Here is a 12999-nt window from a genome sequence, read left to right as displayed (position 1 = left end):
CGGCGAGATCGACGGCCGGTTTCAAGTTTCAGCTGCGGTCCTTTTAAAGGACGCGCCCAGAGCCACCACAGCCCATCCCGCTATCATGCCGAGCCCTCCCGTCGGTGCGGCCAGCGGGAAAAGCGAACTATTGCCGAAATGGCGGCCGACAAGATCACCTGCAAAGATCAGTGTTCCGAGCCCTAGCAGCACGGCTGCTATCGGCGCGGTGCGGATGCGGTCGTACCCGGCATAGAGGGCAAGCAGGGTAGGGGCATGCGCCAGACACATGGTCGAGGCGGAACCGAGAAAATGCGTGTCGCCGCCATGGGATGCCGCTGCTGCGAGCGCAACGCCGGCGCCGCCGAGGATGCCGGCTATAAACAGGGTAAGCGGACGGATCGTGGCGCTGAAGCTCATGTCTAATCCTGTTCCCGGTTCTGCATGTGAAAGGCGAGGCGTTCAATGGGCTCCCAGATGATAGCCCTCAGTTTCTCGTTTGCGACGGTTTCGTCCATGGCGCGGCGGAAGCAGAGCAACCATTCGTCGCGCTCCTTCGGGCCGATGGCAGCAATGAAATGGCGGCTGCGCAGGCGCGGATGGCCGCGCTTTTCGATATAGAGCTGCGGTCCGCCGAGATAGCCGGTCAGATATTCGTAGAGTTTTTCCCTGGAGCCCTCGAGGCTCGGCGGATGCACCGCGCGGCAGTTTGCTGCTTCGGGAAGCGTATCCATCAATTCGTAGAAACGTGCCGTCAGCGCCCACACGGTTTCATCGCCGCCGATCGCCTGATAAAGTGTGGTGGTCTCTTCGCTCAAATGCCTGTCCCCGTTGCCTGCGGTTTAAATGGCAACTGGCAGGCGATGCCGCAACCGCCGAAGCGGCCGGTGCGGCGTTTCGGCGCTGCCTTATTTTTTGGTTGTCAGCCGGAAGGCGTCGCTTTCCCCAGGGATGAGCTCGAGCGGCCAGACCGTCTGGCGCGCCTTCCCGGGGTATTCCTGGCTGTAGGCGGGCATGTTGGAAAGCAGGATTTCGGCCAGCTCGACGCCGAGGTCGTGCAATGATGTGCGAAAGCAGGTCAGTGGCGGCTGCAAGAATTTGGCGCGTGGCGCCTCGCGAAAGCCTACGACGGCGATGTCACGCCCCGGAATGATGCCGGATTCCATCACGCGCCGATAGAGGCCGATGGCCATCAATTCGTAGATCAGGATCACGGCCGTCGGCCTGTCTTCGAGGCGAAGTAATTCGTCGGCAACCTGGTAGCCGCCCTGTTCGCTCGATTTGGCACGAATGACCAGGGCCGGGTCATAGGCGATGCCGTGTCGCTCCAGCGCCCGGCGATAGCCTTCCACGAAAATGAAACCGAGATTGATGTCGCTGGAGGGCGCGCTGATGGCGATACGGCGATGCCCATGCGCCACCAGCCGGTCGACGGCGCTATTGACGACACCATCGAAATCCAAATCGATCCAGGAGGAATTGCCGCCCGAAAGGCTGCGGCCAAGGGCTACGAAAGGGATTTTCGCCTTGGCGAGCAAGTCAAAACGCTTGTCGACGCGATGCGTCTCCGAAATGATGAGCGCATCGACGATGCGTCTCGCCACCATGCGCTTCAGATACTCATAAGGATCTTCGTCATGCGGGCAGGGCAACATGATCAGATCGAGCTTGTGGCGCAACAATACGCTCTGCAGTCCGCCTGTTACGGTCAGAAAGAAATTGTCGCTATTTTCAACAGTTTCCCTGCTGGATTGGATCATCAGCCCAATGACGTTCGTCGTACCTTGCCGCAGGCTGCGCCCTGATTGGTTCGCCACATAGCCTAATTGTTCGGCGGCGGCGAGAACGCGCTTGCGGGTCTCTTCATTGACATCCGGCTTGCCGTTCAACGCGCGTGATACTGTGCCGATCGAGATATCGAGATGCTCGGCAAGCTGACGAATTCCCTTCATCGGCCGCGGTTTTCCTCCATGCGCCATTTTCCATAGTCCTCCTCTATTGACACAGGAAAATCTTTTCGCATAGGATCGTAAACGTTTACGGGACGCGTGTCATGTGGAGTTTGACGCCGTTCGCAGGAGGAAATCGTGAAATTTAACGCAATTCTGTGCGGGTGCGGAGCTATGTCCAAGGGCTGGCTTCGGGCTGTTGCCTCGACGCCGTCGCTTGCCGAAGCCATTACGATTGTCGGTCTGGTCGATTTGAACCGGGCGACCGCAGAAAACCTTGCAAAAGAATTCGGTCTCCAGGAGGCCGTCATCGGCGCGGACCTGGCGGAGGTCATTGCCGCGACGAAGGCAGATCTCGTGTTCGACGTCGTCATACCCGCCGCTCGCTTCGGCGTCGTGTCGACTGCGCTGAAGGCCGGTTGCCATGTGCTGAGCGAAAAGCCGATGGCGACCTCGTTGGCCGAGGGCGCCGCCCTCATCGATCTTGCCACCGAGACCGGCAAGGTGCATGCCATTATCCAGAACCGCCGCTTCATCTCCGGCGTGCGCCGCATGCGCCGTTTCGTCGAGGAGGGCGCGATTGGCGAGCTCACCGGCATCCACTGCGATTTCTTCCTAGGCCCGCATTTCGGCGGGTTCCGTGAAGAAATGGACAACGTGCTGTTGCTCGACATGGCGATCCACACCTTCGACGCTGCCCGTTTCGTTGCCGGCAAGACGCCGCTTTCGGTCTATTGCGTCGAGAAAAATCCGGTTGGCTCCTGGTACAAGCACGGCGCATCCGCGCATGCGGTGTTCGAATTTTCCGACGATGTCGTCTTCAGCTATCGCGGCTCCTGGTGTGCCGAGGGCAAGCGCACGAGTTGGGAGAGCCAATGGCGGCTCACCGGCAGTAAAGGCATGCTGACCTGGGACGGTGAGGAGAATTTCGAAGCCTCCGTTGCTGGCCATGAGCCCGGCCTGCTGCACGGCTTTACCCCGATCGAAGTTCCCGGTCCCGAGCACGATGAAGAGACGCACGGGCACGCCAGCGTCATCGCCTCGTTCATCGAGGCGGTGAAGACCGGCAAGCGGCCGGAAACCGAAAGCCGCGACAATATCCGCAGCCTCGCCATGGTCCTCGGTGCGATCGAAAGCGCCAAGTCGGGCCGACGTATCGAAATTTCAGCATAAGGACAGTGAGATCATGACAAATCCGGCAAAGGCCATCCGCATCGGGACGATGATCAAGGCGACCAACGAAGATGCCGCTGCAGGCATCGCCAAGATCGCCGATCTCGGCTTCGAAAGCTTCGAACCCTTCTTCTGGCAGACGACCAACGGCCAGAACCTTGCGGAGCTCGGCAAGCGTTGCATCGGTGCCATTGGCGACCGCGACATTACCATTTCCACGATCGGCATGTTCGGCAATCCGCTCGAAGGCACCGACCTCGACCAGCAGACGCTGCAGGGCTGGAAGGATTGCATCGACAACGCCCATCATTTCGGCGCAACCTGCGTCGCCGGCTTTACGGGCCGTATCCGCAACAAGCCGCTCACCGACAGCTTGCCGCGTTACAAGCAGGTCTGGAGCGAGCTTGCCAAGCGTGCCGCCGACAAGGGCATCAAGATCGCCTTCGAGAACTGCGCCATGGACGGCAACTGGGCGACCGGCGACTGGAATATCGCACATAACCCGGATGCCTGGGAGTTGATCTTCAACGAAACGCCCGACGACAATATCGGCCTCGAATGGGAGCCGTGCCACCAGATGGTCTATCTCATTGAGCCGCTGCCGCAGATCCGCAAATGGGCAAAGAAAATCTTCCACGTCCACGGCAAGGACGCGACGATCCGCTGGGATGTCATCAGGGAACACGGCATTTTCGGCAAGGAGAAGTTCGTCTTCATGCGCACGCCGGGTTTCGGCGACAGCAATTGGACGGACGTCATCTCCGAACTGCGCCTTGCCGGCTGGTCCGGTTCGATCGATATCGAAGGCTGGCACGATCCGGTCTATCGCAACGAACTGGAAATGACTGGCCAGATCCATGGTCTGAACTATCTCAAGAAGAGCCGCGGTGGCGATTTCGTCGAATAACACGCACCGTTTAAATCGGGATCGATTTAAGGAAAGAGTTGTGCGTTAATTCGGGAAGCTGGAGCGATGCTTTGTAACGCTCCAGTTGGCCCGGACGTCGAAACGGAGGAGCGTTGAGAGGTCCAGAGATCGCTTGTTGGCCTCATGGAGTGAGCGGGCGAACGTAAAGCCAATAGGAAAACGCCGATAGGCATCGCGAGCCATGCCGTCGGACCGATACCGTCACGGTTCGCAAAGTGGAGGAGAATGTATGAATATGTTTTCGAAGCTGGCGATCAGCGCCGGCATGTCGCTTCTGTTGGCTGCCGGTGTAGCGCAAGCCCAGAACAAGACATTTAATGTCTGGTGGTACGAGCTGCCGGATACGCCTCAAGCCAAGGCGTGGACGCAGGCGCTCGGCGAACTGAAAGCCAAGCATCCCGACGTCACCATCAATTTCGAACAGAAGACCTTCGAGCAGTTGCAAAAGGCTGGCAGCCTCATCCTTAATTCGGACCAGGCGCCGGATGTGCTCGAATATAACAAGGGCAACGCCACGGCCGGCCTCGTCGCTTCACAGGGACTGCTGACGCCGCTCGACGACGAATTCAAGTCGCGCGGCTGGGACAAGATTCTGAGCGATACCAAGACCCAGCTCAGCAAATACGACCAGAATGGCATTTATGGCTCCGGTCCGATGATCGGCATCCCCGCCTATGCCGAATTTGTCTCGGTTTTCTATAACGTTGACATGTTCCAAGCGAACGGCATCAAGGTGCCCACCACTCTGGAGGAGTTCGAGGCAGCTCTCGATGCCTTCAAGAAGAAGGGCATTACGCCGCTTGCCTATGGCACGGTGGATTCCAACGGGCAGCATCTGCTGTATACGCTGGCGCTGACGCAGGCAGACGACACCTGGGTCAAGAATTACCAGGGCCTCAAGGCTGCGCTGGACACCAAGCCCTTCCTGTTTGCCGCTCAGAAGATCGTCGACTGGGTCAACAAGGGTTACATCTCCAAGGATTCGACCGGTCTCAAGGGCACGGGCGGTGCCGACAACCTGTTTTCTTCCGGCAAATCGCCAATGTTTGTCAGCGGTACTTGGAACAACGGCAATTTCGCTACCAATATCAAGAACTTCAAGTGGAGCCAGTTCGTCTTCCCGACGCCGAAGTACAGCACCGGCTCCACGGGCAGCATGTTCATGGTGCCGAAGAGCGCCAAGAACAAGGATCTTGCCGAAGAGTTCATCGGCCTTGTGTTGAGCAAGGAAAACCAGAACGCACAGGCAAATCTTGGCGGTGTCGCCATCGCCGCCGATCCGGCAGCCATTACCGATGAGGTGGGCAAGCGCAATGTGGAGATCTTCAATCAGATCTCCGACAAGGGTGGCCTCGGCTTCTATCCGGATTGGCCGGTACCCGGCTACTATGAGCTCCTCATCCAGGCGACCACGGGTCTGGTGAATGGCTCGTCGACGCCCGACCAGTTCGTCGCGCGCCTGAAGAAGGCCTATGACGACGTGCAGGCGGCGCAATAAAACCATCGGCAACGATTCATGGCGGCGGGACGGCTTCAATGCCGCCTCGCCGTATCGGACTGGAGGAACTCGATGGACAAGTCTCAGAACGCCGGGAGGGCGGGGTACTACCTTTATATGATCCCAGGCATGCTGGGGTTTATCCTGGTGGTGCTCGTACCGTTAATCGCCAACTTCGCGATCAGCTTCACCACCTGGAAAGGTGGAAACATTGCGCCGCGCTATGTCGGAATCGAGAACTACCAGAGGCTGCTCGCCGATACGGTGTTCTGGAGTTCGATCCAGCACACGGTTCTGTTCATCATTTCGATGACGATCGTGCCCATTCTTCTTGGGCTGGTTCTGGCGGCGGTTCTGTTCGACTATATCAGTGCGCAGTTCAGCGAAACCTGGTCGAGTTTCTTTCGCGCCGGCTTCTATCTGCCGCAGATTTTGCCGCTGACGGCCGCCGGCGTTCTCTGGGCCTGGATCCTCAACCCGGTCGGTATCATCAACGCGGTGCTGAAAGGGATTGGCCTCGATTTCTTGGCGAAGAATTGGCTGGGGGACGCAAGCTTTGCGCTCTGGGCGGTTTCGGCCGTCATCGTCTGGGTTCAGGTCGGCTATTGCCTGGTCGTGTTCATGTCCGGATTGGCGCGTGTGGACCCTTCGCTCTACGAAGCCGCCGAACTCGACAATGCGAGCTGGTTCGGACGGTTTCGCTACATCACCATCCCCATGCTCATGCCCGAGATTTTTGTCGTCGCCCTTACAACGCTGATCGCGGCGCTCAAGGTCTTCGCGCCGATTTACGTTCTGACATCCGGCGGCCCCGACAACGCGACGACGGTGCCTTCCTATCTGTCCTACTATCATTTCTTCACGACAAACCGCGTCGGCTATGCAGCGGCGATCGCGACCCTGCAGACCGTGATGACGATAGTGCTCGGCATCGCCTTCCTGCGCATGCAGTCGAAACAAGAGGGAGGGCGCTAACATGACCACCACGGCATCGCTTTCGACTGAAGTTGTATCGGACATGCATGTGCATCATGGCCAGAAAAAAGGCTTTGCCCGCTGGATCGTCCTGGCTATCCTGCTCGTCTTTCTTGCTGCCACGCTCTTTCCGTTCCTGCTGGCGGCTTTGAACGCCATCAAGACGCCGGCGGACTATGCGGCCAATGGTCCGCTTGCCTTGCCGCATAGTTTCGACCTGACAGCGCTCCAGAACTTCTGGACGACGGTCGACTTCACCCGCAAGCTCTTCAACAGCATTCTGATCAGTGGGTGCACAGCCATATTGGCCGTGGTTCTGAGCCTGCTCAATGCCTATGCCATCGGCATCGGGCGTGTTCGGGGCGGCAAAGCATTGCTGGTGGTCTTGCTGATTTCCATCATGGCCCCGCAGGAAGCGCTGGTCTATCCGCTCTACTACATGGCCAAACAGATCGGTCTGTTCGACTCGATGCTCGCCGTGATCCTGATCTTCGGCGTTTTGCACACCGCGTTCGGCACTTATCTTCTGTCATCGGTCCTGACGACGTTCCCGCGTGAGATCATCGAGGCGGCGCTAATCGACAATGCGAGCCGATGGCAAATTCTTTGGAAGGTGATCGTGCCGGTGCTGCGGCCGACACTTGCCGTGCTGGCAACCTTCTTCTTCATCTGGACCTGGAACGAGTTCCTGATTCCCCTGGTTTTCCTGGTCTCCAACAATAACCAGACGGTCTCCGTCGCCATGGGCGTGTTGTCGGGCGCCAATACGCAGGATCCGACCGCGATTGCCGCGGCTTCCTTGCTCGGCGTCACCCCGACGGTGATCTTCTTCCTGATTTTCCAACGCACGCTGACGCGAGGCGTAGCGGTTGGTGCTGTCAAATAGACCGAGGGAAAAGGGTAGGTCTGACAAGGTTCAATTCTCCTGGAGGAGGAAAAAGTGGCAGGTATCAACATCAAATCCCTCACCAAGCATTTCGGTGCGGTGCAGGTTCTCAACGACATAGATCTCACGATCCAGCGCGGAGAGTTTGTCGTGTTCCTGGGCGGGTCCGGCTGCGGAAAGTCGACCCTGCTGCGGATGATTGCCGGGCTGGAGTCGATCACGAGCGGCGAGATCTGGATCGGGGGCAAGCGCGTCGACCAGCTTCCGCCCGGCGAGCGCGGCGTATCGATGGTGTTCCAGTCCTATGCGCTTTATCCGCATATGACAGTTCGCGAGAACATGTCGTTCGGCCTCAGGAATATCAAGACACCGAAAGCGGAGATCGCGAAGCGCATCGATGCCGCCGCCAAAATATTGGAGATGCCGCATCTGCTCGACCGCAAGCCTTCCGAGCTCTCGGGTGGTCAGCGTCAACGTGTCGCCATCGGCCGCGCCATCGTACGGGAGCCCGAGGTCTTCCTGTTCGACGAGCCGCTGTCCAACCTCGATGCCGGCCTGCGCACCCGCACTCGTGTCGAGCTTGCCCAATTGCACGAGCGGCTGGGTGCGACGATGGTCTTCGTCACCCATGACCAGGTGGAGGCAATGACGCTTGCTGACCGGATCGTGCTGCTGAACAACAAGAAAATCGAGCAGGTGGCGACACCGGTAGAGATCTATACGCGTCCGGCGACGCGCTATGTTGCGCAGTTCGTCGGCTCACCGGGCATGAACTTCGTCAATGTGGCTGGCGTTAGCGAAGCCGGAGGCTTTACGACGGCAATCCTGCCCGATGGGTCAATCATTAAGACGTCGGTCCCGCTGAACGGCATGGCGCGCTCCGAATTGACGCTCGGCATCCGGCCCGAATATCTGGTGGCCACGACGGCGGAGAAGGGGATATTGCCGGCACGGTCGAGACGGTGGAGAGATTGGGCGATCGTTCGCTCGTCCATGTCAGGCTGAAGGATGGCTCGAAGATCATCGGGACCGACCCGGGGATGACCACCATCACCACGGGAGCGCCGATCGCGTTTGCTGTTAATGGTACCAAGCTGACGATCTTCGACCAGAACGATGTCGCCCATCATTCCGCGATTGAGGGAGCGCACTAGCGGCTAAAACGACTACCGGCGGCGGCCGGCCCCAAACTTATCATTGACGAAACCGTCTATTTGGTATGTTATGTCGGCATGTCCACAGCGCACCACAGAAAGAAGCAGCCTTTACTCGTCCGCCAGCAGTTGCTGGAGGTGGCCGCGCGGCTGGCGTCCGAAAAGGGGATGACGGCGGTGACGCTGGATGCGGTCTCGGGCGCGTCCGGTGTCAGCAAGGGCGGGCTGCTGCATCATTTTCCCAACAAAAATACCCTTTTGGAAGCATTGTTCGACAGCCTGCTTGAGCGCCTGGATGGGGCAATCGAAGAGGCGATGCGGGCCGATCCGTTGCCGCATGGGCGTTTTACCCGCGGCTATCTTCGCGCCTGCCTCGCACTTCGCGACCAGCCGCAGGAAGCGAGGAATTGGGCGCAAGTGACGATGGTGTTGCTCAGCGAACCGCAATTGCGCCAGCGCTGGCGCGACTGGGTGCGCGAGCGCAGCGAGGAATATGTCGGCACGGACTCTTCAGCCGACGCTGAGATTGTGCGGCTGGCGACCGATGGGCTCTGGCTGGCCGACTTGCTCGGCAGCCATGAGATGGATGAAGGCGCCCGCGAAAAGCTGATCGACCGGCTGATCGAACTCACGCAGCTTTAGAAATCAGGGGAAGACCGGAATGGCGAATGCATCTGTCTATGCGATGCTGCTGGTGGCGATTGTGCTGGAAGTGATCGGTACGACTGCGTTGCAGATGTCGCAGCAGTTTACACGCCTCGGTCCCTCAATCGTGCTTGTGCTGTGTTACGTCGCTGCCTTCTATTTCCTGTCGCTGACGCTACGTGTCATCCCGGTCGGCATCGCCTATGCCATCTGGAGCGCACTCGGTATCGTGCTGATCTCCGCCGTCGGCCTGGTGTTTTTCCGCCAGAAGCTAGATCTGGCGGCGATCATCGGACTGGCATTGATCATCGCCGGCGTGCTCGTGGTCAATCTCTTTTCGAAATCCGTGTCGCATTAGAACCGTGCTGCGCAGTTTGCATCACGGTTTGTGTCACATGACCGAAAACGTTTTCGGTCGCGGCGATTTTGCCTTTGTCAAATCGCAAATGACGGGCTATGTCTTGCTCAGGAGGCCGGAAGGAGAGCTGGGAGTAGCCATTTCTCAAAGCGCTTTGGTTTCGGCTAACCTATTCAATTGAATATGTTTTAGAGGAGCACCGAGATGACCATTCGCACCGTCGTTTGGGGGGAGAATATTCATGAGCAAACCAACAAGGTCGTTGCCGGGATTTATCCCGAGGGCATGCATACGACGATCGCCAAGGCACTCAACACCGATACGGGAATAAATGCGACAACTGCGACGCTGCAGGAGCCAGAGCACGGCTTGAGCGAGGCGCGGCTGAAGGACACGGATGTTCTCGTCTGGTGGGGCCATAAGGACCACGGCGCCGTGAAAGACGAAATCGTCGAGCGTGTCGCCAAGCGCGTCTGGGAAGGCATGGGCCTCCTGGTGCTGCATTCCGGTCATTTCTCAAAGATCTTCAAGCGGCTGATGGGTACACCCTGCGCATTGAGGTGGCGCGAAGCGGGTGAACGCGAGCGCCTTTGGGTCATCAATCCGCGCCACCCGATCGCAGCCGGCCTGGGTGAACATTTCGAGCTGGAAAACGAGGAGATGTACGGCGAGCAGTTCTCCGTTCCAGAGCCGTTGGAAACGGTGTTCATTTCCTGGTTCCAGGGCGGCGAAGTCTTCCGCTCCGGCATGACCTGGCGTCGCGGCGCGGGCAACATCTTCTATTTCCGCCCCGGCCACGAGACCTATCCGACCTATCACAACGAGACAGTACAGAAGGTGCTGATCAATGGCGTCAAGTGGGCGCACAATCCGCTCGGCACCCAGGCGAATATCCATGATGCGCCGAATGTCCCGGTCGAAAAAGCGCTGGAGCCGATCGTCGAGCGTGGCCCGAAACTGCACCAGGCCGGCGAAGCCGGTTATCGCTGAGGTATAATATGCGTCTTATAGTCGTTGGTACGGGCGGCATGGCGAAGAACCATGTGGAGCATTTCGCCCGCATTCCTGGCGTCGAAATCGTCGGCGCCGTCGATACGGATGCGACGAGGCTCACCGCCTTTTGCGATATGTTCGATATCAAGAAACGCTTCTCGTCGCTGGATGAAGCGCTCACCTGGGGTGAGTTCGATGCGGCAACCAACGTTACGCCGGACCGGGCTCACCATCCGACGACTTTGCCGCTGCTTGCCGCCGGCAAGCATGTTCTCTGCGAGAAACCGCTTGCAGAGAATTACGACAAGGCTCTGGAAATGACGGAGGCAGCCGAACGGGCCGGCGTTGTCAATATGGTCAACCTTACTTATCGCAATGTCGCGCAACTGCAAAAGGCGCGCGAAATGGTGATATCGGGCGAGATCGGCACGGTGAAGCATGTGGAGGCGTCCTACCTGCAGAGCTGGCTCGTTTCCCGGGCCTGGGGCGATTGGCGAAGCGAATCCAAGTGGTTGTGGCGGCTGTCGACCGGTCACGGCTCGAATGGGGTGCTTGGCGATATCGGCATCCATATCCTCGACTTCGCCGCCTATGGCGCGGCGACGGATATCGACCATGTCTTCGCCCGGCTGAAGACCTTCAACAAGGCGCCGGACGAGCGCATCGGCGAATATACGCTCGATGCGAATGACAGCTTCTCGATGTCGGTCGATTTTGCCAACGGCGCGCTCGGCGTCGTGCATGCGAGCCGCTGGGCAACGGGACATCTCAACGAGCTGAAACTGCGTATCTATGGCGAGCGCGGCGGGCTGGAGATCTCCCATAGTCCTAACGGTTCCGAATTGCGCGGCTGCCTCGGCGAGGATACGGAAACCGCGACATGGAAGGTTATCGAGGTTCCGCCCGTGCCGACCAATTATCAGCGTTTTGCGGACGCCGTCATGACCGGTAGTCATCAGGACCCAACGTTCCGCCATGCTGCCAATCTGCAGCGTGTGCTCGACCTTGCGATGGTCACGGAGAAGGAGCGGCGCGAACTGAAGGTTTGACAATGCCTTGTTCTATCTCCGACGTTTAAAGCGGCCGCCTTTGGGCGGCCGTTTCTTTTAGGAGATAGTAGAAATTCAAAGCATGTTTTTTATTGCTGTCCGTAATCTAATGATATTATTGACATTTTTGTATATATTAGATGCGCGTTATGTTAAATGTATTCTGTAAAATGTCACTAATACCAAAAATGTTTCTTGTATTATTTAGAATTTGCATCAATAAACTGATTCGCACATAACGTTGGGGGACGTAATGGGTGAAATGCTTGGATCAGTCGATATAGCCGAGAAGAGGGGCTAATGCGGTTCGATCTTCATGGACTCGACCGGGCAACGGACGGATTTTTTGGCGCCGCGCTGGATACGACGCTATGGCCGGCCGTGCTGGAGAAGGTCGCGGAGGCGACAAGATCCTTCGGTGCCAACATCGCCCCGATCGAAGGTCGGCTGCTTAACACCTTCATCGTCACGGAAAGCCTTGCTCCTGCGATGGAGAATTATTTCGCGGAAGAGTGGTACAGGCAGGATTATCGCAGGCAGCACATCCCGATCATGCGGCAAGCGGGAGTAATGCTCGAGCAGGATTTTGCGGGTGAAGACGAATTCAAGACACTCGATTTCTACCGCGCGCAAGAGCGTTTTGGCCTGCGCTGGTCGGCAATAGTAGGTTTTTCGTCCGGCGACGATCTCCTCGGATTTGCCTTGCAGCGGCGGATCGAGGACGGTCCCTACAGCCGAGACGAAGCAAGAAGTTTGCATCGCATACGTCAGAAACTGATGATCACGGCGAAAATTATGCGCGACATATCCGCAAGTGAAGTGAAGGGCATGGCGACTGCCTTCGAGATGGCCAATGTCGCTTGCGTGTTCTTCGACCGGATGGGCCTTGTGACCACCGTCAATGAGAAGATGCGCCGGCTGCTCGGTCCGGATCTGCAAATCAATCAGGGGCGGATGTGCCCGATCCGCAAGGAAGACGCAAACGCTTTCGATCGGCGGCTTAAAGCCGTACTCGGAGACGGCAACCTGCTGACGTCCGCGGAGCCGGAAATCCTGCTGCTCAGCCGTAAAGGCCGGCGGCCGCTGATCGTGCGCATGCAGCGCCTCGATAGCGATATGCAGGATGTTTTCTGCCATTCCTGTGCATTTGCCACCGTTGAAGATCCCGAGGAGAAAGTTCGTCAGCGGCCGGCAACGCTGACCAAGCTTTTCGGATTGACCCGCGCCGAGGCGGAAATCGCCCTGATGCTTGCCCAGGGCATGACCCTGCACGACATCGCAACCCAGCGCACCGTCAGTTATCAGACGGCCAGAGCCCATCTGAAATCGATCTACCGCAAGACCGATACGAACCGGCAGCCGGAGCTCTCCCTGCTGCTGGCAGGGATCAGGATGAGGTGAGACGCGGTTGG

Annotated in this window: 13 protein-coding genes and 1 pseudogene; 11 read left to right on the top strand and 3 right to left on the bottom strand. The window is 58.3% G+C overall.

All coding sequences use genetic code 11. The annotated features are described in order from the left end of the window. Window positions 1–21: 21 nt before the first annotated feature. From CCGE525_RS15680 to CCGE525_RS15670, 3 genes are all read right to left on the bottom strand, one after another. The gene (locus CCGE525_RS15680; RefSeq protein WP_120705089.1) at window positions 22–399 is read right to left on the bottom strand and encodes a DUF423 domain-containing protein; all 378 of its coding nucleotides are present in this window, start codon (window positions 397–399) and stop codon (window positions 22–24) included. Window positions 400–401: 2 nt separating this feature from the next. Continuing rightward, window positions 402–797 carry a group II truncated hemoglobin gene (locus CCGE525_RS15675; RefSeq protein WP_120705088.1) on the bottom strand — a complete coding sequence of 132 codons (396 nt, stop codon included), beginning with the start codon at window positions 795–797 and terminating at the stop codon, window positions 402–404. A gap of 90 nt (window positions 798–887) precedes the next feature. Further along, the gene (locus CCGE525_RS15670; RefSeq protein ID WP_120705087.1) at window positions 888–1931 is read right to left on the bottom strand and encodes a substrate-binding domain-containing protein; all 1044 of its coding nucleotides are present in this window, start codon (window positions 1929–1931) and stop codon (window positions 888–890) included. Window positions 1932–2066: 135 nt separating this feature from the next. Here CCGE525_RS15670 and CCGE525_RS15665 point away from each other — a divergent pair, with 135 nt between their 5' ends. The 11 genes and pseudogenes from CCGE525_RS15665 to CCGE525_RS15615 all read left to right on the top strand — a co-directional run bounded on the left by CCGE525_RS15665 (window position 2067) and on the right by CCGE525_RS15615 (window position 12988). After that, window positions 2067–3101, top strand: a complete 1035-nt coding sequence (locus tag CCGE525_RS15665) for a Gfo/Idh/MocA family protein (protein ID WP_120705086.1) — start codon at window positions 2067–2069, stop codon at window positions 3099–3101. A 13-nt stretch (window positions 3102–3114) separates the two neighbouring features. Then, window positions 3115–4008 carry a sugar phosphate isomerase/epimerase family protein gene (locus CCGE525_RS15660; protein WP_120705085.1) on the top strand — a complete coding sequence of 298 codons (894 nt, stop codon included), beginning with the start codon at window positions 3115–3117 and terminating at the stop codon, window positions 4006–4008. Between the two features lie 250 nt (window positions 4009–4258). Beyond that, on the top strand, window positions 4259–5527 hold the full coding sequence (locus tag CCGE525_RS15655; protein WP_120705084.1) for an ABC transporter substrate-binding protein: 1269 nt from the start codon (window positions 4259–4261) through the stop codon (window positions 5525–5527). Between the two features lie 72 nt (window positions 5528–5599). Further along, window positions 5600–6502, top strand: coding sequence for a carbohydrate ABC transporter permease (locus CCGE525_RS15650; RefSeq protein ID WP_120705083.1), 903 nt, complete (start codon window positions 5600–5602; stop codon window positions 6500–6502). A 1-nt stretch (window position 6503) separates the two neighbouring features. Then, window positions 6504–7388 (top strand): carbohydrate ABC transporter permease, encoded by an 885-nt coding sequence (locus tag CCGE525_RS15645; RefSeq protein ID WP_120705082.1) that lies wholly within the window; start codon window positions 6504–6506, stop codon window positions 7386–7388. 54 nt (window positions 7389–7442) lie between these two features. Further along, a pseudogene (locus CCGE525_RS15640) lies at window positions 7443–8542 on the top strand (ABC transporter ATP-binding protein). Between the two features lie 78 nt (window positions 8543–8620). After that, window positions 8621–9184 carry a TetR/AcrR family transcriptional regulator gene (locus CCGE525_RS15635; RefSeq protein WP_120705081.1) on the top strand — a complete coding sequence of 188 codons (564 nt, stop codon included), beginning with the start codon at window positions 8621–8623 and terminating at the stop codon, window positions 9182–9184. A gap of 19 nt (window positions 9185–9203) precedes the next feature. Then, complete coding sequence (locus CCGE525_RS15630) at window positions 9204–9545, top strand: SMR family transporter (RefSeq protein ID WP_120705080.1); 342 nt, start codon at window positions 9204–9206, stop codon at window positions 9543–9545. Window positions 9546–9749: 204 nt separating this feature from the next. Then, window positions 9750–10535 carry a ThuA domain-containing protein gene (locus CCGE525_RS15625; protein WP_120705079.1) on the top strand — a complete coding sequence of 262 codons (786 nt, stop codon included), beginning with the start codon at window positions 9750–9752 and terminating at the stop codon, window positions 10533–10535. A gap of 8 nt (window positions 10536–10543) precedes the next feature. After that, window positions 10544–11587: a Gfo/Idh/MocA family protein gene (locus CCGE525_RS15620; RefSeq protein ID WP_120705078.1), complete on the top strand. Its 1044-nt coding sequence runs from the start codon at window positions 10544–10546 to the stop codon at window positions 11585–11587. A gap of 300 nt (window positions 11588–11887) precedes the next feature. Continuing rightward, complete coding sequence (locus tag CCGE525_RS15615) at window positions 11888–12988, top strand: helix-turn-helix transcriptional regulator (protein ID WP_120705077.1); 1101 nt, start codon at window positions 11888–11890, stop codon at window positions 12986–12988. The last annotated feature ends 11 nt before the right edge of the window (window positions 12989–12999 follow it).

The organism is Rhizobium jaguaris, from assembly GCF_003627755.1.
Lineage (GTDB): Bacteria > Pseudomonadota > Alphaproteobacteria > Rhizobiales > Rhizobiaceae > Rhizobium > Rhizobium jaguaris.
The sequence above is the reverse complement of the archived record's forward strand: the minus strand, read 5'-3'. Positions and strand labels throughout refer to the sequence as shown.